The sequence below is a fragment of the Archangium sp. genome, assembly GCF_045802675.1.
GTDB lineage: Bacteria > Myxococcota > Myxococcia > Myxococcales > Myxococcaceae > Archangium.
Window position 1 is genome coordinate 38,394 of the sequence record NZ_JBJMQO010000082.1, and the last position, 21,813, is coordinate 60,206.

Below are 21,813 nucleotides of genomic sequence, written 5' to 3' on the forward strand. Positions count from 1 at the left end.
TCTTCAGCTGCCAGAAGCCTTCAGGGAAGGAGCCACGGGCTCCGAGGAGGGCCGGACCTCCGCCGGGGCCTGGACCCGGGCCCGCGTGAACGCGCCCGCCATGCCCAGCGAGATGGGCAGGATGAGCCCGATGAGGCGCCAGTTGTCCTGATCGAACGGGGGCAGCACCTTGAGCACCAGCCCCAGCACGCCCACCCCCGCCAGCACCCACCACAGGAGCCGCATCCGCCCGGGAGCCTTCTTCGAGCCGAGCATCAACTGGACGCCGAAGGGGATGGCCAGGAGGGTGAGCGGGTTGGCCTGGAAGAGGTTCTCATTGTGGTACGTCACCGTGTGGTCGGTGAACAGCCACATGATGAACAGCGCGAAGCCGGGGATGCCGAACACCAGCCCGACGAGCAGGTTCTGCAAGCCGAGCAGCACGCGAGGGGCACGCCCTCCGCTCCGCCGGCCCCACAGCGCGAGGCCCACCGCGCCGCCTCCGAAGACGAGGCCCATCAGCAGCAGCACGGGCGCGTACTTCGGCGGCTGCTCGGGGAGCGCCGGACGGCCCGTCGCCGTGTAGACGCTGAAGGCCCGGGCCACCAGCGGGTGCTTCTGCCCGTCCGGCCCCACCACCTGCATCTCCGCCACCTGCCGCTCCAGCTCGTCGGGGAGGAAGGCCTCCTGCCAGCGGGTGATGGGCTTGTCGATCTCGTCGTTCATCAGGAAGTCGAGCAGCACGCTCATCGGCGGGCCCACGGCCGTGTAGCGGCGCGTGTGCTCCCGCAGCGTCATCCGCCCGGGGCCACTCATCGCCTGCTGGAAGGTGCCGCCCAGCACCCTGTCGATGCCGTCGCGCAGCCGCGTCACGCAGTTGTCGGCGTAGTGCTGGTACAGGTAGTTGCGGTTCTCCGGCAGCACGTTGACCGCGAGCGCCTTCGCCAGCTCCACCCTCTGCTCCGGGGACAGGTTGAGTTCCTGCAGCCGCACGTCCCGGTTGAGCGAGCGGTAGAAGCGGAACGTCCCCGCGGGGCTCGCGTCGTCCACCCAGAACTCGAGCCGCCCCATCGCGTAGCGCATCAGCATGCGCTCGTCGAAGGAGAACATGCCGTAGTTGTAGAGGCGCGACTGCTTCAGCCGCTGGTCCTCCACCACGAGCGAGCCGTGCCCCCACCAGGACGCCACGTCGTCGCCCGGACCGAAGGTGACCAGGTAGATGGACAGGTCCTCGCCCTTGCTGTCGCCCGTCCCCCAAGGGGGCATGTCCTGGGCAGAGGCCGGGGTGGCGGCCAGCAGCAGCAGGCCGAGCAGGCAGGTCAGAAATCGGGTCAGGCGAGGCATTGTCCGTCCCAACAAATGAGGGCGGACCTACCTATCACGCGCGCCGCCCGACTCAACCCCGACTGTGCCCGGCCGGTGAGCGGGCGTGTTCCCCAAACGGTGCGACTCGGCGATAACAGCGCCCCCCACCGCCTCCCGAGGAGTCCGCCCATGTGGCGTACCACCCTGCTCATCGCCCTCTGCCTCTCCGCGTGCCACCACTCCGCGGCTCCCTCGACCGAGGCTCCCGCGCCGACAGCGGAAACGGCTCGTACCGGGGAGGCCGCGCTCACGCCTGGAACGGACGCGGGAGCGGCGGCCCGGACGCCTCCAGCCCAGACGCCTCCGGCCAGCATGGAGCCCCTGGCCGCGGACCCCGCCGAGGCGGAGGCCCGCTGCACGCGCGATGCGGACTGCACCCTGACGCTTCTCTCCGACGAGGGCTGTTGTCCCACGCTCTGCACGCCCAGAGCGATCTCCACCACCGCGCTCGCCCGCCGGCAGAGGTCCTGCGCGAACTTCCAGGAGTCCTCCTGCCCGGAGCCCATGTGCCGAGCCCCTCGGGGCGCCCCCAGCGCCGTCTGTCAGGGCGGGCGCTGCACGGTGCGACTCACCTCCATGGAGTGAGGCGGCAAGCCCTCAGGTCATCAGCTTGCGGGCCCGGGGGGCCACGGCGTCGCCCACCATGCCGCTCTCGCCCAGCAGCCGCTCCTCGGTGCGCGCCATCTTCTGCGCGTCCTTGGGGCGCTCGTGGTCGTAGCCCAGCAGGTGCAACACCCCGTGCGCCAGGTAGCGCGCCACCTCGGCCTCCAGCGTGCGCTCGTACTCCTTCGCCTGGCGCTTCGCCGTGTCCAGCGAGATGACCACGTCCCCGAGCTGCCTCGGCCCGGGCGTCCCCTTGGGCAGGTCCCCCGCCGGGAAGCTCAGCACGTCCGTGGCCTTGTCCTTCTTGCGCCAGGTGCGGTTGAGCCGGCGGATGGCGTGGTCGCCCACCAGTGAGATGGACAGCTCGCACCCGGTGAGCTCCAGCTTGCGCAGGAACGTCTCCGCCAGCTCCGTCACCTGCTTGGTGAAGCGCTTGCCCTGCGGATGCGCCACCTGCAGCGTCACCCGGTTGGCCTCGGGCTCCTCGGACGCCTGCTCGATGTTCGCCAGCTCCACCCGGAAGGCCGGCGCGCAGACCGAGTAGTAGTCGCACGCGCCCTGCCCATCGTTGCGGTACACCACCCGGTGGTCCCGCGGCACCAGCCCCATCTCCCCTTCGCCAATCAACTGCCGCCGGCCATCCACCACCAGCGTCAGCTCGCCCTTGAGGACGATGACCACCTCGTCGAACTCGGGCGTCTGCGCCGGCTCGGACCAGCCCGGCGGCGCCAGCATCCGCGCCACCGACATGGAGTCGGTGCCCGTCGTCGCCGCGCCCACGAACTCCTCGATCCGCTTCCCATCCTCGCGGGGGATGATCTTCCCCTTGCGCAGCTTCACCACGTTCGGCCTCCTCCGGCCGCGCGCCTCAGGAGCCCGTGCCCGTCGGGCGCGCCTTGCCGTCCTGCTTGGTCCCCGTCGCCACCGACGTCAGCGCCGCGCCCTTCGGGCCCGTCTGCAGCGCTCCGGCCGGGTACTCGGGGCGCGCATGGTAGATGCCCTCCAGCGTGTGCAGGAAGGACTGCGCGATGAGGTTCAAGTCCCGCAGCGTCAGATCGCACTCGTCCAGCTGGCCCTCGGAGAAGATGAGGTTGATCATCTTCTGCACCTGGGCGTGCAGCCGGGGCGTGGAGGGCTCGGGCAGCGAGCGCGTCGAGGCCTCCACCGCGTCGGCGATCATCACCAGGGCCGCCTCGCGGAACTGCGGCTTGGGGCCCGGGTAGCGGTAGATGCTCTCGTCGATGGGCGGAGCGCCTTCCTTGCCCTCCTGCTCCTTGACGGCCTTGTGGAAGAAGTAGCCCACCAGCCGCGTCCCGTGGTGCTGCGGAATGGCGTCCGCCACCAGCTTGGGCAGCCGGTACTGGCGCGCCATCTCCAGCCCCTCGGTGACATGGCGCTTGATGATGACGGCGCTCATCGCCGGGGCGAGGCTGTCGTGCTTGTTCTCGCCCTTCTGGTTCTCGCCGAAGTAGAGCGGATTCCGGCCCTTGCCGATGTCGTGGTAGTACGCGCACGAGCGCGCCAGCAGCGGATTGGCGCCAATGGTCTCGGCCGCGTTCTCCACCAGCGTCCCGATGATGATGGAGTGGTGGTAGGTGCCCGGCGCCTGGACGATGAGCTCCTTGAGGGCCGGGTGGTTGAGGTTGGCCAGCTCCAGGAGCTTCAGGTCCGACGCGTAGCCGAACACGGACTCGATGAGCGGGGTGAGCGCCATCACCATCACCGGCACCGCCAGCGAGGTGCCCGCGAAGGCGGACAGCGCCGTGAGGAGCGTGTCGCTGGTGAGCCCCTTGCCCTCGGCCAGGAAGAGGCAGAGCACCGCCAGCATGTTCGTGCCGCCGGTGGACAGGCCCGCCTTGAAGATGCCCACGCGATCCTTCGCCTTGGTGATGCGGTCGGCCGCCACCAGCGAGCCCAGCAGCGCGTAGATGCCGAAGGACAGCGAGTTGCCCAGCATCACCCCGCACAGGCACGCCAGCACCAGCGCGAAGAAGAGCGCCAGCTCCTCGGAGAGGATGAAGCGCACCAGCATGGCCCCGGCCGCCACCGGAAACGCGTAATAGAAGGCCTCGAGCGGCAGCACCGTGTACCGGTCCTGCACCGCGTCCGCGATGGACACCCAGAGCTGCAAGAGGCCCAGCATCGTCACCAGCAGCAGGCCCAGCAGCAGCGCGTCCTTGCGCGTGGGCCGGAAGCGACGGAAGGCCGCCCGGCAGAAGAGGTACGTGGCGGAGATCAGCAGCGCCACCAGCCCCGTGCCGCCCACCTGCAGCTGCACCAGGTCCAGCCGGTCCGTCTGAGAGCGCATGCCCCGGATGGCCACCAGGTGCGTCTCGTTGACGAGCTCGCCATCCCCGATGACCCGCTGGCCCTTCTTGATGGAGATGACGGCGTCCTTCACCGCCGCCGCCGCCTGGCGCCGCCGCGCGTCCGTCTCCGCCAGGTTGATGGTGAGGTTGGGCCGCACCAGCCGCTTGGCCAGCCGCAGCACCGCGCGCCGCTGCACACCCGGCGAGTCCGGCAGCAGGTTGCCCGGAATGGACGCGAAACGGTCCAGCTCCGTGTAGGCCTCGCGCACATCCACCACCGTGGGCGAAGTGCCCGGCAGCGTCTGCTCGCCGTTGTGGCGCAGGTCGCGCACCGTAATCCCCTGCGGACCCTCGCGTGACAGCTCCTCGCGCGAGCTCGCCACGTACACCGGGGCGGGCTCGGAGAAGCCGTACGCCCGCTCCACCAGCGACAGCGTGGCCGCCTCGGCCGCCTCGGAGAAGCGCGCCGAGTACAGCGCCTGGAAGTCCTCCGGCTCCAACGCCGCGTCCCGGCGCCCGAACAGCAGCACCTGGAAGTCCTCGCGCAGCGCGTCCAGCTCGCGGCGCTGGCGCTCACGGTCCTCGGGGGCCGCGGCCGGCTTGCGCCCCTTGAGCGCCTCCGGAGCTCCGGGGACGGCCACTCCCTCCAGGGGCGCCGCCCTGGCCAGCCGCTGGCGCATCTCCGCGAAGGCCCCGCTCACCGCCGCGCGGACCTCGGACACCACGCCCGGGCTCAGGTCGTACACCGGCCGCACCGCGCCGCGCGCCTCCAGGCGCCGCTGCTCGGTCATCGCCTGGTGGATGATTTCGTAGTCCCGCCCGGCCTTGAACCCCGCCGGAGAGCTCGCCCGGAAGGGCTTGCCCAGGTGGTCCTCGGTGAGGGACGGGATCTGCTGGCTGTAGAGCCCCGGGGAGATGACGAAGCCGGAGGCCACGGAGACGGCCAGCAGCAGGAGGAGACTTGCCAGGCGCCGGCCCCAACGGGGGCCGAGCCGGAAGCGGTGGGCTAGCGCGTCCAGCGGACTGGGTCCGGGGGGCGACGATTCCGGTTCGGCCATGGGATTGCTCAACCTATGGGAGGCGTGACGGGTTCATCAAGCAAAGCGGGCGGCGGAAGGAGATTCCGCCGCCCCTGGCTGCTCGCCCGTCTGGAGGGCCTGGAAAATCAAGGGGTTGCCGTGTCGGATTCCGGCGTACCCGCCGGCCCCGCCGCCGCGCTTCCCTCGGCGTCCTTCCTCGGGGCCCTGGCCGCTTCCTTGGCCGCCGCCACGGTCGCGTCGTAGCGGTCGTAGGCGCGGATGACTTCCTGCACCAGCGGGTGACGCACCACGTCCACCTCGGTGAACTCGGAGATGTTGATGCCCTCCACGTTCTTGAGGATGGAGCGCGCGTGGTGCAGGCCGCTGGCCTTGCCCGTGGGCAGGTCCACCTGCGTCACGTCGCCGGTGATGACGGCCTTGCTGTTGTAGCCCAGGCGGGTGAGGAACATCTTCATCTGCTCGACGGTGGTGTTCTGCGCCTCGTCGAGGATGACGAAGGAGTCGTTGAGCGTGCGGCCGCGCATGAAGGCCAGCGGGGCCACTTCCACCACGCCCTGCTCGATGAGGTGGGTGGCGCGCTCGACGGCCATCATGTCATGCAGCGCGTCATAGAGCGGGCGCAGGTAGGGGTTGACCTTCTCGGCCAGGTCTCCGGGGAGGAAGCCCAGCTTCTCACCGGCCTCGACCGCGGGACGCGCGAGGACGATGCGCTTGACCTTGCGCTCCTGCAGGAAGGCCACCGCCATGGCCATGGCCAGGTACGTCTTGCCCGTACCGGCGGGACCGATGCCGAAGACGATGTCATGGGCGCGGATGGCGTCCACGTAGCGCTTCTGCGCGATGCTCTTGGGGGCGATCTGCTTGTTGCTCGAGCTCTTGAGCACGGAGCCGAGCATCACGTCCTGGAGCGATTCGGCGCCGCCGCGGCCGAGCACCTTGATGGCCTGCTCGACGTCCTCGCGGTAGACGGGACGGCCGGCGCGGATGACGCCCTCGAGGTTCTCCACCAGGCGCACCGTGAAGGCCACGGCATCGGCCGGACCGGACAGGTGGAGCTCGGTGCCCCGCTGCCCCACGCGCACGCCCAGTCGGCGCTCCATGAGCTTGAGGTTTTCGTTCTGGTTGCCACACAGCGCCAGGGTCGTCGCGTTGTCGCGGACATCCACCTTGGCGGAGGTGGGGCTAGCTACTTCGGCCTCTACAGTGGCGGGGTTTCGCAATGCGTCAAATCCCTTTGGGCGGGTTACCGGAATTCAACTTCACTTCAAGCTAACGACCTCCCGCCGCGAGCGAAAGGCCGAAGCAAGCGGCCTGCCTAGCGCAAGGGAGACAGGAGGATGAACTGACGCTCTGACGTACGGCGATAATAGTAGTCGTCCCGCCAGGGGTAACGAAGGTCTTCTCGCTGTAGGAGGCCCCCCTCCACCAGCGCGTCCAGGCGCTCGGGGAGAGCCCCCTTCTCCAGTCGAAACACCTCCAGGGCGGCTTCGATTCGGGCTTGCTGCGCCCGCGCCAGCAGACGCTGGGCCGCCGGGTCCGCGAACGAAGAGGCCGACTCGTCGCCCAGGTCCCAGGTGTCCGGCCGGAGGCGCGAGCCCACGAAGCCCAGCGCGGCCAGGACGATGACGGTGACGACGGCACGCGCCACCATGCCGCCCACCCGGACGAGCAGGTTCACCCCGCTCGCGGAGGCGGCGCGGCCCGACAGCTGGTGGGCGCGGACGTACTCGAGGTTGAGGAGGTTGACGAGCGCCTTGCAGGTCTCGAACTCGCCCAGGCCGCTCAAGTCCACCAGCTTGCGCACGTCGCGGCCGGGGGCGATGAACTCGTAGACCTTGCGCTCGGAGCTGCCGATGGACTTGAACTCGCCCTTGTTCTCGTCCTTCTTCTCCTCGGAGAAGGCGTCGTCGAAGGCGGCGTCGAAGTCGTCTTCTTCCTTCTTCTTGTTCTTGGGGTTGGGGGCGGGCAGCTCCTTGAGACGCTCGAAGGTCATCGCGTCGTGGGGGAGCTTCTTGCGGATGTGGGGCCACTCGTCCACCATCCGGAAGCCTTCCATCAGCACGCTCTCGGCGCGCAGCGGCGTGATGGAATCGCCGTCCGCCTGCACATCCTCCTGCTTGAACTCGTAGGTGCCCGCCTTCCAGGAGAAGAGCCCGTAGAGGGTCTCCGTCACCTGCAGCTGCATCATCTGCTTGAGCTTCTGGGCGGTGATGGCACCACTGGAGGTGAGCACGTCCCCGAGCCGCTTGAGGGTGCGCTTCTGCGTCTCCAGCGCGCTCTCCAGCTGCTGCTCGGTGATGATCTCCGAGCGCACCAGCATGTTGCCGATGAGGTCCTTCTTCTTCCGCGTGACGCTCTCGGCGCGGACGATGTTGCCGTCCCGGAAGTAGACCTGGACCTCCTGGTCCTTGCTCTTGAGGTAGAGGACTCCCGTCTTCTGCTGCTGACCGATCAGCTGCAGGATGTCCGCGATACCGAAGTCCTTGAGCGTTCCCGTGAGGGCCATCGTTGTTCCGGGCTACTCGTTCTGGCGGCGGTACAGGCCGGCCAACGTCAGGAGGTGGAGGGGGATGAGCAGCAGCAACAGCGGCGCCAGCTTGAGGTACAGCGGCACCTCGCCATAGGGCGAGCGCAGCACCCCGGAGCGCAGCAGCACGCCGGACACCGCGAAGAGGAAGAAGAAGGCGTAGACGGCACCGCGCACCGCCAGCCCGTGGAAGAGGTGGCCCCCGCCGGACACCAGCGCGCCGAAGGCGTACGACACGTAGTCCGCCCAGCGCCGGTTGCGCTCGATTTCAATCTGCTTGCGAGCCCGGACGCGCGCCTCCACCGCGCCCTTGCGCGAGAAGACGTTGACGCACTGGGCGCACATCTTGCTCGCCACGCCCAGCTCCTTGTCGCACCGGCGGCACACCGGACGGCCACACTTCTCGCACTCGTGCGAGGCCTTGAGCGACCGGCCCGCGAAGCCGAGCCCGAAAGCCGCCAGCGCGCCCAGCACCGGCAGGCCCCAGGCGGTGAGCCCCGAGCCACCGCCGAGCAGACGGCGCGACAGCTGCGCCTCCACCCGCTCGCCCGCCACCAGGTCCTCGGTGGGCGGCAGGTCCTCGTCGGGGAGCGGCGGGCCGATCAGCAGCTTGTTCATCAGGAGGCGATCCTCCGGCGGGCGCTGCCACATCAGCAGGGCCGTATCCAGGCGCTGCGCGGCGTTGAGCGCATCGCGCGCCTTCTGGTTCTCCGAGCCGATCTCCGAGTCGGGCGCCACCGCGGCCCGGCGCCGGTACACCTCGGCGAGGTTGAAGGCGGGAGCGGCCAGTCCGGGGTCCGCCGCCGAGGCCTCGGCGTACATCCGCGACGCGCCGTCCTGATCGCCCGTGGCGAACAGGGCGTTGGCCAGGTTGGTCATCAGCACCGCATGGCCGGGCCGCAGCGCCATGGCCGCCCTGTAGTGGGTGATGGCGTTCTCCATCTGGCCGCGGCGGGCCTCGAAGCGCCCGAGCGCGAAGAGCTCCGCGAAGCTGGCCTCCTTCTTTTCGTAGCGCGCGCGCACCCGCTCGGCCACCGGCTCCACGGCGAGCCCGCCGCGCTCCAGCACGTAGACGTCCTCGGCCACCGTGCCGGCGAAGTTGGAGGAATGGGCGATCTTCCCGGCGGCGACCGGCACGAAGGCCGCCACCACCAGCAGCACCCCCGCCACCACCCGCTCCACCGTGGAGAGGTACACCGCCACCGACAGCAGCAGGATGAGCAGCACGGGCACCAGGCCCAGCCGCAGCGCCAGTGGCGTGCCGATCAGCAGCAGCACCGCCAGGGCCGCCGACTGCCAGCGCGCCGCCGCCCGGGGCAAGAGGTGGTGGAAGTCATGCAGGAAGAAGCGCGCGCGCCGCAGGAAGAGCACGCCCACCACCACCGCCGCCGTGGCCAGCAGCGCCACCAGCAGCACCGTGCCCAGGTCCGCCAGCGCCGGGCGCCGGTAGCGCGGATCCTTCAGCTGCACCGACACGGCGGCCTTGACCTGCTTGGAGTACGCGCCCACGTCGCCCGGAGAGCGGCGGGCATACGCCTCGGCGAGCGCGAGCCGCGCATAGGGAAGGTTGGGCGAGAGCGACACCGCGTGCTCCACCAGCTGCAGCGCGCCCGCCGAGTCGTTGGCCTTGCGCCGCCCCTCGGCCGCCCGGATGAAGCCGATGCTCAGCGACTCCATGTCCAGGGCCGCCACGTCGTCCTTGAGCGACACCAGCTCCTGCTGCGCCTTGCGCGCCCCCTCCATGTCCAGCGCGGCCACCGCCTTCTGCCACTTGTCCCAGGCGGCCTGCAGGTCCGCGTCCGTGACGCGCGGGGTGAGGATGGGCGGAGGCGGAGGCCGGACCACCGGCGGAGGCGCGGCGGGCTGCTGGCGCACCGGCACCGAGGTGGGCACCGCGGGCGTCTCGGCCTCCGGGTGCTTCGCGGCCTCTTCCTCGGGGGCCTCGTCCTGCGTCTTGTGGCCCTTGCGGTTCTTGCCGTGGCCCGCCCGCGTGGAGCCCTCGTCCGCCGACTCCTCGTCGGTGGACTCGTCCGTCAGCTCCTCGGGGACCGCCATCTCGGACGGGTCCAACATCGAGGGATCATCGTACGTGGGCTTCTCCGCGGGAGCCTGACGGGCCGGCTTCTGCGTGGAGCTCTGGCGCTGCGGTTTCTGGGCATGCGCCTGCCGCGCGGGCATCCACAATGCGAGGCACAGCAGCAGTGGCAGGAAGCGCAACAGGGGAAGGCGCGGCATTCGGGCTCCCGATGATAGGCGACCCGCTCCGCCCACGGAAGTTGTCACGTCCCTCCCGCGGTTCCCTCATGTTACAGCAAGCCCGCTTGCTCGGAGAGGATGGGAAATATGAGTGCAGCAGGGGAGCAATTGGACAGGCTGGTGGAAATCATGGCCCGTCTCCGAGCGGACTGCCCGTGGGACAGGGAGCAGGATCTGCGCTCGCTCCGCCCCTACCTCGTCGAGGAGGCCTTCGAGGTGCTCGACGAGATGGACCGGGTGGCCGAGGGCGGCCCGTGGCGCCCTCTGGGCGAGGAGCTCGGAGATCTGCTCTTCCAGATCGTCTTCCACGCCCGGCTCGCCGAGGAGCTGGGGGAGTTCTCCATGGCGGACGTGGGCCGGTCCATCAGCGACAAGCTCACCCACCGCCACCCGCATGTGTTCGGCGAGAAACAGGCGGACGGCACCCCGCAGCCGCTGGCCAACTGGGCGAAGCTGAAGGCCGAGGAGCGCAAGAAGAAGACGGGCCGGGAGAGCTCGGTGCTCGACGGGGTGCCCACACACGCCCCCAGCCTGCTGCGCGCCGAGCGCCTCACGGAGAAGGCGAGCCGCATCGGGTTCGACTGGCCCACCCTCCAGGAGGTGCGCGCCAAGCTGGACGAGGAGCTGGGTGAGCTGGACGAGGCCATCGTCTCGGGCAACCGGGACGCGCTGGAGCACGAGCTGGGCGACGTGCTCTTCTCCCTGGCCAACCTCGCGCGCTTCATCCACACGCCGGCCGAGGACGCGCTGCGCATGGCCTGCCGCCGCTTCACCACGCGCTTCCAGCACATCGAGTCCGCCCTGCGCTCCGAGGGCGTCCCCCTCGGCGAGGCCACGCTCGAGCACATGGACAAGCACTGGCTGGCCGCCAAGGCCGTGGAGAAGGGCCTGCCGCCCCCGACCCGAATCCCCCGCTCGCCCCTGGTGGCCCTGCGCCTGCCCGTGCCGGACCTCGCCGCCCAGCGGGCCTTCTGGGACAGGGTCGCCCCGCTCCTGGGCTGGAGCACCGAGCGGGGAGGCTCCGACGAGGCCCGCTACACGGACGGCATGTACCGGCTCGTCTTCACCCAGGGCCCCAGCGCCCCCTCCCCCGCCACCTTCACCTTCGGTGCGGCCTCGGCCGAGGCGGTGGAGCGGCTGCGCACCCTCCTGGAGGGCTCCTCCCCCGGCAGCGTCCTGGAGGGCTCGGGCGCCACGGGGCGGATCACCTTCCGGGACGCCGCCGGCCTGCGTTGGGAATATGCCTTCGGAGACCGCTGATTGAAGGGACTCGGGCGTCCGGAAGGTGGCACGGATCACGCAGGCCTTGACGCTCGGTGGTGGCCGAAGTAGGTACGGCCCCTCTTTTCCACAGAAGTACGCTGGAGATCACCTTGGCCAACACCAAGTCCGCAGAGAAGCGTAACCGTCAGACCCAGAAGCGCCGCGCGCGCAACGTCAACGTCCGCACCACGGTGAAGGACGCCGTGAAGGGCCTGCGCGAGACCCTCACCACCAAGGATGCCGCGAAGACCGGGGACGCCCTCAAGGCCGCCACCCGCACCATCGCGAAGGCCGCTTCCAAGGGCGTCATCCACAAGCGCGCCGCCTCGCGCCGCATCTCCCGGCTGGCCAAGGCCGCCAACCGCGCCAAGACCGCCGCGAAGTAGTCGTCGCACCGTTTCACCAGCCGCTGGCCAACCGGTCGTATCCCTCGCGCATCAACGTCTCCGAGAGACGGTGCAGCGCGGACTGCCGGTTGGCCTCGACTTGCAGCACCTCGCCGGACAGGTTCGCCGTGCCGGGAAGGAAGTCCTCGCTCCCGGTAACGGTCGCCTCCGACACCACCCGTCCCTCCCGAATCAGCCGCAACAGCACCGTCGCGGTCGCGTGGTAGCTGGCCAGCTGCGGGGGCGTCGTCTGCGTGCCGCCCTGGAAGTTGGGCTCGGCGATGCTCGTGGGCCCGCTGCCCACCGCCACCACCACGCCCTCCACCGAGGCCTCGCACGCCCCGGCGCCGCCCAGCACTCCGGCCCGTAGCAGCTCCTGACGGAAGTCCCGGGTGAAGAGCAGCTCCAGGCCCGGCTCGGCCGTGTCGTTGCGGAAGACGGGCGCGCACACCGAGCGCACGCCCTCGGGCAACCCCGCGCCCCGGGGCGTGAAGCGGTAGCCACACCCGAGAGCCGATACCAAGAGGACCCAACCCACCACGCGCATCCGCGACATGGCGCCCACACTAGCGGCGCGAGTCTCGCGGTCAAGCGCCCGGGGAGCCTCGTCCCCTCAGGCCGGAGGCCCGCTCACCTGCACGCCGCGCGCGCGCACCACGTCCGAGAGCGTGCTCCACGCGGCCCGCACGCGCTGCTCCATCGGCGAGCCCCGCTGCACGGCGCCCAGGTCCCAGCGCGTCTCCCCCTCGCCCGAGGACTCCAGCACGAGCGTGTAGCGCCGGCCGGAGAACGCGAGCCCCACGCCCACCAGGGCCACCAGGACGAGCAGCCCCTTCACCCCCGCCGGCACCCAGGGCAGTCCCCCGAGCGCCACGGCGGTGAGCGCCAGGGCCTCGTAGCGCGGCCGGTGCACCAGGGACACCCGGCGCAGCCCCGGCAGCTCGAGCAGGAAGGGCGTGGCGGCCCCTCCCGGACGGTAGGAGAGCCGGTTGCCCTCGCCCACGAGGACCCGGCCTCCCGCCAGCTCCGCCGACAGGAAGGGGGCCGCCGCCGAGCCACCCCTCCCCGCGGGAAGGGGCGCCTCGGGCAGCTCGGCCCCGCACGCGACACAGCGGCCCGCCCCCGCCTTCTGGGGACGGCCACACCGCGAGCACATGACGAGGACCTCGGTCGGCACCGGGCCCCCGTCTCAGCCGACGACGAAGTTCACCAGCCGCTTGGGCACGAAGACGAACTTGCGCAGCGTCTTGCCCGCCATGGCCGCCTGCACCCGCTCGTCCGCCTCGGCCACCGCCCTCACGTCCGCCTCGGCCGCGTCCACCGCCACGCGGATCTCCGCGCGCAGCTTGCCGTTCACCTGCACCGCGTACGGAATCACGTCGTCCACCACCAGCGCCGGGTCGAACTCCGGCCAGCCCTGGGTGACGACGAACTCCTTGGCGCCGTAGGACTCGGCGATCTCATCGGCCAGGTGCGGGGCGAACGGCGTCAGCACCACCGTCAGCATCCGCATGGCCTCGGCCATGGCCGCCTTCTCCGCGGGCGTCTCCGGCGTGCCCAGCGCGTACAGCGCGTTCACGTACTCCATGATGCCGGCGATGGCGGTGTTGAAGGACAGACGCTCGATGGCCTCCCCCACCCGCTTGAGCGCCTTGTGCGCCGCGCGCCGGATCTCCAGCGCCTTGCCCTCGAAGGAGCCCTCGTGCGAGGCCCCCGCCGTGGCGGCGTGGTGGGTGCTCGCCAGCGTCCACACGCGCTTGAGGAAGCGGAAGACGCCCTCCACCTGCTCGTGGGACCAGTCGAAGTCGCGCTCGGGCGGGCCAGCGAACAGCACGTAGGCGCGCGCGGTGTCCGCGCCGTACTTCTCCACGATGGAGGACGGGGCCACGCCGTTGCCGTAGCGCTTGCCCATCTTCCGGCCGTCCGCGCCGTTGACGATGCCCTGGGTGATGAGCCGCTTGACGGGCTCGTCCACCGGGCTCAGCCCCAGCAGCTTCATCACCCGCGTCCAGAACCGGAAGTACAGCAGGTGCATCACCGCGTGCTCGGGGCCGCCCACGTACACGTCCACCGGCAGCCAGCGCTGGGCCTCCGCCGGATCGAACGGCGCCTTGTCGTAGTGCGGCGACAGGTAGCGCGCGAAGTACCAGCAGGAGTCGACGAACGTGTCCATCGTCTCCGTCTCACGCCGCGCGGGGCCCTTGCACCTGGGGCAGGTGGTGTTCACCCACGAGGGCACCTTGGCCAGCGGCGGCTCGCCCTTGCCCGTCAGCACCGTCTGGGTGTCGATCTCCGGCAGACGCACCGGCAACTGGTCCAGCGGCACGGGCTGGCCCCTGCGCTCGGGATCGCACTTCTCGCAGTAGACGATGGGGATGGGAGTTCCCCAGTAGCGCTGGCGGCTGAAACCCCAGTCCTTCTGGCGGTACGTCACCTTGGGCTCACCGCGGCCCTCGGCCCGCAGCTTCTCGCCCATCTTCTTGCGCGCCTCGGCCGACGGCAGGCCCGAGTACTCGCCCGAGTCCACCAGCACGCCCTCCTCGGTGGACGCCTTCTCCAGCGCCTCGCCCGCGGGCAGCTTGTCCCCCGTGGCCGGCTGCACCACCACCTTGATGGGCAGGGCGTACTTGCGCGCGAACTCGAAGTCGCGCTCGTCGTGCGCCGGCACGCTCATCACCGCGCCCGTGCCGTAGTCGGACAGCACGAAGTTGGCGATCCAGATGGGCACCGGCTGGCCGGTGAAGGGGTTGATGGCGTGCGCTCCGGTGAAGACGCCCTCCTTCGTCGCGCCCTCGGCGGTGCGGTCCGTCTTGGAGATGGCGGCCATCTTCTTCACGAAGGCGGCCACCTCGGCGCGCTGGGCGGGCGTGGTCACCTGCTCCACCAGCTTGTGGTCCGGCGCCAGCACCACATAGGTGCAGCCGTGGATGGTGTCGACACGCGTGGTGAAGACGCGGATGCGCGCGTCACTGCCCTGAACGTTGAAGTCCGCCTCCACGCCCTCGGAGCGGCCGATCCAGTTGCGCTGCATGGAGGTGATGCGCTCGGGCCACTCCTTCAGCTCGTCCAGCCCGTCCAGCAGCGCCTGCGAGTACTTCGTGATCCGGAAGGCCCACTCGGGCAGTTCCTTGTCCAGCACCGGCGACTCGCAGCGCTCGCACGTGCCGTCCTTCACCTGCTCATTGGCGATGACGGTGTGGCAGCCCGTGCACCAGTTCACCTTGCTGAAGCGGCGGAACACCAGGCCCCGCTCCAACATCTGGATGAAGAACCACTGGTTCCACCGGTAGTACTCGGGATCGCTGGTGTTGACCTCGCGCGTCCAGTCGTAGCTGTAGCCCAGCGTGCCCATCTCCTTCTTGAAGGAGACGATGTTCTCGCGGGTGCGCACCGCCGGGTGCACGCCGTCCTTGATGGCCGCGTTCTCCGCCGGCAGGCCCAGGGCATCCCACCCCATGGGGTGCAGCACGTCGTAGCCCCGCATCTGGAAGAAGCGCGCGTAGACGTCACCGATGAGGTAGTTGCGCACGTGCCCCATGTGCATCTGCCCGCTGGGGTACGGCAGCATCTCGAGGATGTACTTCTTCGGGGCTCCGGGGCGCTTGCCCGCCCGGAACACTCCCGCCTCTTCCCAACGGGTCTGCCACTTCTGCTCGATTGCCTGCGGCTCGTAACGCTCGTTCATGGCCATGACGGGGTGCGTCTTAGTGGGGCGCACGTCTCCAAGCAACAACTGACGCACCCGTCCGACTCCCTCTGACTCCTGGAGCCCAGGAGGGGGCTCGCCAGAGGTCGGCTCGAGGACAAGCGCCCGTCCGCCCGGCGGCCCCTACTCGAGCCGCAGCAGGCTCTTCACCGTGTCCTGCACCACCTTGGACTGCACGGGCTTCACCAGGTAGGCGCTGGCCCCGAGCGCCATGGCGCGCTCACGGTCCTCGACGGCCGACTCGGTGGTGATGACCACGATGGGCACCGTGCGGTACGCGTCCGTCTGCCGGATGTGGCGGATGAGTTTGAGCCCATCCATCAACGGCATGTTGATGTCGGTGAGAACGAGATCGTACCGGCCCAGGGTGAGCTTCTTGAGGCCCTCGGCCCCGTCCTGCGCCTCGTCCGTGTGGAGCCACGGGCCCATGCGCTGCAGCGCGTACATGAGACTGCGCCGCATGGCCTGCGAGTCATCCACCACCAGCGCCCGGATCTGCTGCGTCATGGCGCGGAAGATAGCATCGCCCGGGGCCCCGGCGGCCAGGGGAGTTCGGACCCCTCCTCCACGGCTTGCCGAGCCCCCCGGGGAGCCGGTGCGGTCAGAGGGCCAGATCCTCGCAACCCAAGGCGGTGGAGCCGCGGCATCCCCAGGCATGGCCCTCCACGCGCAGGTAGTGCGCCGAGAGCGCCGCCATGTCGCCCTCGAGCGGCGTGCACTGGGGGGCCGACTTCTGGAGCTTCCATCGACGCACCAGGGAGCGCGAGGGCACGTCGGTGGCGGGCCGGAGCACGTAACGGAGCGCCCTCGACGGCGGCGGGCCCAGGGGCTCATCGCAGACGCCCTTCGGGCACGCCTGGACCGAAAAGGCCGGCGTCTACTGGTCCGCCACCACCAACATCTCCGGGCGCGCCCCCTGCTCGTACGCCAGGACGGGCTGGAGGTGGCTCCGGCACTCCAGCACCTGCGTGCCCTGCCGGGCCGCGAACACGACGTCCAGGTCGCTCACGTACCTCGCCCCCACGAGCTCGGCCCAGGCGAGGAACTCCAGCACCGAGTCGTCCTGCTTCTCGCCGAGCGGGATCTCGAGCCTCCACTCCGGTAGCCGGGTCTTCTCGGCCTCGTCCGTCTGGACCACGAGCAGGTCCGACTTCGCCACCGGCCGCCGGTACCCCTCGGGTCCATGGGCACAGGCCATCAGGGTCGATGCGGCCATTGAGAACGCGAGCAGCCACTTCTTCCGAATCGTCATGTGCTCCTCCGTCGTGGGCGGACTGACAGGAGAACGATCTCCGCGCCGACAGCATATCGACCGGGCAGCCCGGCGGCATTACCTACGAGACAGGTCATGTCTCCGGCGTTACCTCTCGGGGATGCCCGAAGGGAATATCATCCACCGCATCGCTCGCATCCACCGCCGCTGGCTCGTAGGGCGCCGCTTCACCGCGGACTCGCCCCAGGGGCGCTTCTCCACCGAGGCCCGGCGTCTCTCGGGACGCACGCTTGAGGGCGTCGACGCGCACGGCAAGCACCTCCTCTACCTCTTCGAGGGCGGCGTGCGGCTGCACATCCACCTCGGCCTCTTCGGCCACATGCGGCATTTCCGCTCCGGCGCGCCTCCGCCCTCCCCCGCGTGCCGACTGCGGCTCGCCTCGCCCCATGCGGCGTTCCACCTCGCCGGGCCCCAGGCCTGCGAGCTCCTCAGCTCCGAGGCCGAGGCCACCCTCCGCTCCCGGCTCGGGGAGGATCCGCTGCGGCCGGATGCATCGCCCGCCCGCGCATTCGAGGCCCTCCGCCGCGGCCGTGCACCCCTCGCGACAGCTCTGCTGGACCAGGAGCGCATCTCGGGCGTGGGCAACATCCTGCGCGCCGAGGCGCTGTTCCTCGCGCGCCTGCCGCCCCTGCGCCCCGCCTCGGAGCTGCGCCTCGCGGACTTCGAGCGCCTGTGGGAGGCCCTCCGGCTGCTGATGGAGGACGCGGCACGCGATGGGCGCATCGTCGTGCCCCATGCGCCCCCGGCCCCCTGGGAGACTCCCGGCAAGCGCCGCGAGGACCGGTTCTGCGTCTACGACCGCGAGGGACAACCATGCCCCCGGTGCGCCACACCCATCTCGCGCCTGACGCTGGCCAGCCGCGGGTTGTTCTTCTGCCCGGGCTGCCAGGACACGGGCTCCGCTGGGAAACCCGCCCGCCGTCCACGCGCGGTCCCGGTCGAGCGGACCCGAGCACCTCGCGCCCGCTCTCGCGCGTGAGGGGCTGGAGAGAGACTCGCCTTCACCCCGGATGGGAGAGTTGGCGGAACAGCTCCGCGTGCTCGGGATGGCGGGCCGCCAGCGCCTCGCCCCGGGGCATCTCCCAGTCCGCGAAGTCGAAGCCCGGTGCCACCGTGCAGCCACACAGCGTGTAGTCCCCTCGCGGCCGCGCCGCCTGCAGCACCCCGGCCGGCACCAACACCTGCGGCCGCTCGCCCCGCGCCACGTCCCGGCCCAACGTCACCGTCTCCAGCCGGCCCACGCGCTCGTCGAGCAGGTACATCGTCAGCGCGTGCCCGTCGTAGAAGTGCCACAGCTCGTCCGAGCTCACCCGGTGCCACGCCGCGAACGTGCCCCGCGGCAGCAGGTAGTAGATGGCCGTGCCCACCGAGCGCCCACCTCGCGGCGTCTCCACCGGCACCGCCGAGCGCCACGTCTCCCGGTAGAAGCCACCCTCGGGGTGCGGCGCGAGTCCCAATGTCCTCACCAGCTCGTCGACCATGCGGCCACTGTAGGGCGCGGGCTCGCTCGAAAAACACAATCAATTCAACGGCTTGTCCTCGGGCCACCCAGGAGGCCGGGCCCGCACGCAACTCGGAAGGGGCACTGCACGACAATGTAGGCAACCAACCGACTTCCAGCTCCAAGGTGGTCCGCCATGTCGACGCGCATCTCTTCCCAGCCGAACACCCCGTCCACCGCCCGCACCAGCAAGGCGGCTGCCGAGGTGAGCGTCTCGAAGGACTCGCGCTTCTCCTCGGACTTCCAGAAGTGGCTCGTCGGCCACGGCTACGGCAAGTACGACTTCGCCAAGGGCAACGTGCCCGCCTTCGGCGGCAAGTCGGGCCCCGGCGACAAGGTCACCCAGGAGCCCGTCATCTTCATCCACGGCAACTCCGACAGCGCCGCCGGCTGGAAGGGCTCCATCGAGTCCTTCGCCAAGCAGGGCTACAAGCCCTCGGAGATGTACGCGATGACGTGGGGGCCCTCGAATCCCCTGCAGGCCTCGCAGCAGCACCACTCGGAGAAGTACCTCGAGGAGGTGCGCGCCTTCATCCAGGCCGTGAAGGAGTACACGGGGGCCAAGAAGGTGGACGTCATCGGCCACTCCATGGGCGTGACGCTCGCGCGCAAGGCCATCCAGGGCGGTGACGGGTTCGACCCCTACGCGGGCAAGAAGTTCGACCTCGGCAAGCCCCTGACCAACAGCGTGGACACCTTCGTGGGCATCGCCGGCGCCAACCACGGTCTGGCCTCGGCCATGCTCACCGGCGACATGGTCCCCACCACGAACACGACGGACGGGCTGCACCCGGCCTCGACGTTCCTGAAGGACATCAACGCGGTGAACCACGACGAGGGCTCGCACGTCTTCAGCATCTGGTCCAACGCCGACGAGCTGGTGGGCGTGGGGCTCGCGGGCTTCACCTCGCCCATCCCCGGGCAGGATGGGCAGAAGGTCTACAACACGTACCCCTTCGGGCACATGGGCCTGAAGAACCTCACGGCCGACGAGCAGCTCGCGATGATCCGCGACCACAAGGTGCTCTGAGCCGCACGCGCTGGAGCCCTGATTCGCGAGCTCCAGCGCACCACCTCCCCTGGCTCAGGGACAGCCGCACCACGCACGCGCCAGTGCGTCCGGCGCGCCCGGACCCGGCTGGTAGAGGTACGGACCTGCCGAGAGGAAGTGGCACAGGGGCTCGGACGACGTGTCGTAGCTCGCCGGACCCGTGCCCACCCGCAGGTGCCGGAACGCGAACTCCGAGCACACCTCGCACGCCGCCGCCCGCGTCGTGTCATCGAGCGCCACGTCCGAGGCCCTCGCCCGGAGCGCCTCGAGCCCATCCGTCGAGCTCGACCGGCACCAGTCCCCCGCGTGCCCCTGGTGGAAGACGCGCGCGAGCGCGAGGGCCCGCTCTCCTGCTCCAGGCACCGCGTCCGGCGTCGACGGCCAGGGCAGCCCCGGATCGGCGTACGAGGCCAGTGCCCCACCGCCCGCGTACTCCCCATTGGGCCTGGCGCCCAGGAAGGACCCGAAACGCCCATCCGCCAGCTCCGTGCCCTCGGGACGCTCCTTCGCCAGCAGCCGCGTGAGCGAGACGATGCGCTGCATCTCCACGCGGAACTCGTTCTTCAACCGCGCCGGCACCGGCACCTCGCCCGACTCGTGCGCCACCGTGGGGACGATCCACCCCACCACCCGCGAGTCCAGCTCGAGCGTCACCTGCTGCTTCACGAAGCGGAACTGCACCGCCGCCGCCTCCTGCATCGCCCGGTTGGTGGCCCGCTGCCCGAAGCACTCCGGGCCCGAGGGATCCAAGGTCCGCAAGCCCTCGGCCGGTGGCCCCAGCGCCCCGTGGTTCTCCCCCGCCGCCGCGTACACCTCGCGCATCCCCGAGACGGCACACGACAACAGGCGCTCGGTCTGCGGCGCGTACGTGCCCCCCTGTCCCAGCTGCGGCAGCAACCCCAGGTAGTCGTCCCCGATGGCCGGGTAGCGCTCGCCGCTCGGAGTGATGAACTCGACCGAGTCATGGGGCGCGCAGAGCGCGTCGTTGACGTCGTAGCTCGTCCACTCGGGCAGCTTCTGCAGCACCCCGCGCGCCCCGTGCAGCAGTCCCGAGGCGAGCGCGATGAGCACCGCCCGGTCTCTCGGATCATTCCCCTCGCTGGGGAAGTCCGCGAGCTCCGGCGAGCCCCAGCGCTGCCACATGTGCCCCATGCTCCAGGCATCCTGCAGGTAGTGGTGGCCCACCGCCTCCAGGGACAGGGCCTCGGACTCGCACGCGCGCAGGTAGTCCGCGTAGCGCCCGCCCGCGGCGCCCAGCGAGTCCTTCGTCGCCTTGCACTCCTTCGCCCGAGCGAGCGCCAGCCCGTGGTAGTGCGCGTAGAAGCGCCCCGCCTGCGGCAGGAAGTGGTTCGAGTTCACCGGGCCCATGTGCGTGGCGAAGTCGTGGCACTGCACCGCGTCCGCGCCCACGCCCTGCAGCGGGCACGTCTCGTGGCCCGTGGCCCAGTCCCAGAGCGCATACGAGAAGTCGGGGAGCTGGGCCAGCTCGCCCGGGGAGATGGCGCGCGTCTGCACCCGCGCGGTCTCGGCGAAGGGCACCGGCAGCAGGGAGGTGAGCTGCTGCCCGTCCACGTTCAGCGGCGTGCTCGAGGTGAAGACGCGCAGGTGCAGCGTCGCGGAGGCCTCGCCCGGCAGGCCCGCCTTCTCCCGGGTCAGCTCCCAGAGTTGACGGTGCTCGTCGAGCTCGCCCACCCAGCGCTGGCGCGCGGTGTTGGGACCCGCCGCGGGCGAGCAGTAGGAGCCGCCGGTTCTCGGGTAGTCCCCCGCCTCCTTCGAGGGGTCCTTCTGCTCGTAGCAGACGGACTCCCAGGCGGAGGCGGGCAGCGACAGCAGCAGCACGGAGGACAGGAGGAGCTTGCGCATCACTTCACCTCCAGCAGCGAGCGGACGCCGGGGAAACAGTCGGGTTCGAGGAAGAAGGTCTGCTCGAAGGCGGCGACCGGCTCCTGTCCCTTGTCACGCGCCTTGGAGTAGGTGCTGACGCAGGCCGTCGGACAGCACTCCGACTCGGTCCAGGGCTTGGAGGTCTTGCAGTGGGGCACCGCCTCCACACACTGATCCAACGAGCGCGCTCCGGGCTCGAAGCAGTAGGTGATGAGGTCCGTGCAGGTCCCGAGCGCCGTGATGGCATCGCGGCCCGTCGGGTCCAACTGGAGCCCACCCAACGGAGTCTTGATGAGCGCGAGGTTGCCGGTGTCCAGCTTCGGCAGCGGAACGCTCGGCAGATCCACCTTCGGAAGATCCGGGAGCTGGAGCTTCCCGTCCTCGCAGGCGAGTCCCAACGGGAGCATCGCCACGAGAAGCACTGCATTGAGAATGCGGCGCAAGTCACGACCCCTTTCCGGCCCTGGGAGCCGGAGGGCTCCCCCTGTGACGTCGAGTCACGCACAGGTGTCGAAAAGGTGGCAAGGCCCCCCGGCGCCGGGCTCCAGGCCGGCTCGGGGCCGGTGCGGCACAAACACAGACCACGCGAACGGACTCACGCCGCTTCCGCTCGAGCCCCCACTCCCTGACATGAAAGGAATTGCCTGTGACGGCGCTCATGCTTTCCGGA

20 protein-coding genes are annotated in these 21,813 nt (G+C 70.2%); 5 read left to right on the top strand and 15 right to left on the bottom strand.

Going from position 1 to position 21,813, the window contains the following annotated elements; translation table 11 throughout:
• Nucleotides 1–3: 3 nt before the first annotated feature.
• Entirely contained in the window at nt 4–1,323 is a 1,320-nt protein-coding gene (locus ACJ8AN_RS23905; RefSeq protein WP_407757752.1) for a DUF4105 domain-containing protein, read from the bottom strand.
• 150 nt (nt 1,324–1,473) lie between these two features.
• Between ACJ8AN_RS23905 and ACJ8AN_RS23910 the strand changes: the two genes are divergently transcribed.
• Complete coding sequence (locus ACJ8AN_RS23910; protein WP_407757753.1) at nt 1,474–1,929, top strand: hypothetical protein; 456 nt, start codon at nt 1,474–1,476, stop codon at nt 1,927–1,929.
• 12 nt (nt 1,930–1,941) lie between these two features.
• Here ACJ8AN_RS23910 and ybeY read toward each other — a convergent pair whose 3' ends face one another.
• From ybeY to ACJ8AN_RS23935, 5 genes are all read right to left on the bottom strand, one after another.
• Nucleotides 1,942–2,787, bottom strand: coding sequence for an rRNA maturation RNase YbeY (gene ybeY / locus ACJ8AN_RS23915; RefSeq protein ID WP_407757754.1), 846 nt, complete (start codon nt 2,785–2,787; stop codon nt 1,942–1,944).
• Between the two features lie 28 nt (nt 2,788–2,815).
• Nucleotides 2,816–5,314 carry an HD family phosphohydrolase gene (locus ACJ8AN_RS23920; protein WP_407757755.1) on the bottom strand — a complete coding sequence of 833 codons (2,499 nt, stop codon included), beginning with the start codon at nt 5,312–5,314 and terminating at the stop codon, nt 2,816–2,818.
• Nucleotides 5,315–5,421: 107 nt separating this feature from the next.
• Nucleotides 5,422–6,516: a PhoH family protein gene (locus ACJ8AN_RS23925; protein ID WP_407757756.1), complete on the bottom strand. Its 1,095-nt coding sequence runs from the start codon at nt 6,514–6,516 to the stop codon at nt 5,422–5,424.
• Nucleotides 6,517–6,611: 95 nt separating this feature from the next.
• On the bottom strand, nt 6,612–7,802 hold the full coding sequence (locus ACJ8AN_RS23930; RefSeq protein WP_407757757.1) for a DUF4388 domain-containing protein: 1,191 nt from the start codon (nt 7,800–7,802) through the stop codon (nt 6,612–6,614).
• Nucleotides 7,803–7,814: 12 nt separating this feature from the next.
• Entirely contained in the window at nt 7,815–10,058 is a 2,244-nt protein-coding gene (locus ACJ8AN_RS23935; RefSeq protein WP_407757758.1) for a tetratricopeptide repeat protein, read from the bottom strand.
• 108 nt (nt 10,059–10,166) lie between these two features.
• Between ACJ8AN_RS23935 and mazG the strand changes: the two genes are divergently transcribed.
• Nucleotides 10,167–11,339 carry a nucleoside triphosphate pyrophosphohydrolase gene (mazG, locus tag ACJ8AN_RS23940; RefSeq protein ID WP_407757759.1) on the top strand — a complete coding sequence of 391 codons (1,173 nt, stop codon included), beginning with the start codon at nt 10,167–10,169 and terminating at the stop codon, nt 11,337–11,339.
• A 113-nt stretch (nt 11,340–11,452) separates the two neighbouring features.
• Nucleotides 11,453–11,728, top strand: coding sequence for a 30S ribosomal protein S20 (gene rpsT, locus ACJ8AN_RS23945; protein ID WP_407757760.1), 276 nt, complete (start codon nt 11,453–11,455; stop codon nt 11,726–11,728).
• Between the two features lie 13 nt (nt 11,729–11,741).
• On the opposite strand, the gene lptE is transcribed toward rpsT, so the two are convergent.
• The 6 genes from lptE to ACJ8AN_RS23975 all read right to left on the bottom strand — a co-directional run bounded on the left by lptE (nt 11,742) and on the right by ACJ8AN_RS23975 (nt 16,686).
• Complete coding sequence (lptE, locus tag ACJ8AN_RS23950; RefSeq protein ID WP_407757761.1) at nt 11,742–12,284, bottom strand: LPS assembly lipoprotein LptE; 543 nt, start codon at nt 12,282–12,284, stop codon at nt 11,742–11,744.
• Between the two features lie 57 nt (nt 12,285–12,341).
• Nucleotides 12,342–12,905, bottom strand: coding sequence for a hypothetical protein (locus tag ACJ8AN_RS23955; protein ID WP_407757762.1), 564 nt, complete (start codon nt 12,903–12,905; stop codon nt 12,342–12,344).
• A 12-nt stretch (nt 12,906–12,917) separates the two neighbouring features.
• Entirely contained in the window at nt 12,918–15,419 is a 2,502-nt protein-coding gene (gene leuS, locus ACJ8AN_RS23960) for a leucine--tRNA ligase (protein ID WP_407757777.1), read from the bottom strand.
• A 138-nt stretch (nt 15,420–15,557) separates the two neighbouring features.
• On the bottom strand, nt 15,558–15,941 hold the full coding sequence (locus tag ACJ8AN_RS23965; protein ID WP_407757763.1) for a response regulator: 384 nt from the start codon (nt 15,939–15,941) through the stop codon (nt 15,558–15,560).
• A gap of 94 nt (nt 15,942–16,035) precedes the next feature.
• Nucleotides 16,036–16,227: a hypothetical protein gene (locus ACJ8AN_RS23970; protein WP_407757764.1), complete on the bottom strand. Its 192-nt coding sequence runs from the start codon at nt 16,225–16,227 to the stop codon at nt 16,036–16,038.
• 84 nt (nt 16,228–16,311) lie between these two features.
• A complete protein-coding gene (locus ACJ8AN_RS23975; protein ID WP_407757765.1) occupies nt 16,312–16,686 on the bottom strand; it encodes a hypothetical protein in 375 nt (124 codons plus the stop codon).
• A 121-nt stretch (nt 16,687–16,807) separates the two neighbouring features.
• On the opposite strand from ACJ8AN_RS23975, the gene ACJ8AN_RS23980 reads away from it, so the two are divergent.
• The gene (locus ACJ8AN_RS23980; RefSeq protein WP_407757766.1) at nt 16,808–17,686 is read left to right on the top strand and encodes an Fpg/Nei family DNA glycosylase; all 879 of its coding nucleotides are present in this window, start codon (nt 16,808–16,810) and stop codon (nt 17,684–17,686) included.
• A 22-nt stretch (nt 17,687–17,708) separates the two neighbouring features.
• Here ACJ8AN_RS23980 and ACJ8AN_RS23985 read toward each other — a convergent pair whose 3' ends face one another.
• On the bottom strand, nt 17,709–18,188 hold the full coding sequence (locus tag ACJ8AN_RS23985) for a cupin domain-containing protein (protein WP_407757767.1): 480 nt from the start codon (nt 18,186–18,188) through the stop codon (nt 17,709–17,711).
• Between the two features lie 156 nt (nt 18,189–18,344).
• Between ACJ8AN_RS23985 and ACJ8AN_RS23990 the strand changes: the two genes are divergently transcribed.
• The gene (locus ACJ8AN_RS23990) at nt 18,345–19,238 is read left to right on the top strand and encodes a lipase family protein (protein WP_407757768.1); all 894 of its coding nucleotides are present in this window, start codon (nt 18,345–18,347) and stop codon (nt 19,236–19,238) included.
• 54 nt (nt 19,239–19,292) lie between these two features.
• Here ACJ8AN_RS23990 and ACJ8AN_RS23995 read toward each other — a convergent pair whose 3' ends face one another.
• A complete protein-coding gene (locus ACJ8AN_RS23995) occupies nt 19,293–21,122 on the bottom strand; it encodes a hypothetical protein (RefSeq protein WP_407757769.1) in 1,830 nt (609 codons plus the stop codon).
• Entirely contained in the window at nt 21,122–21,586 is a 465-nt protein-coding gene (locus tag ACJ8AN_RS24000; RefSeq protein WP_407757770.1) for a hypothetical protein, read from the bottom strand. The genes ACJ8AN_RS23995 and ACJ8AN_RS24000 overlap by 1 nt, the downstream gene beginning before the upstream one ends.
• Nucleotides 21,587–21,813: the final 227 nt, after the last annotated feature.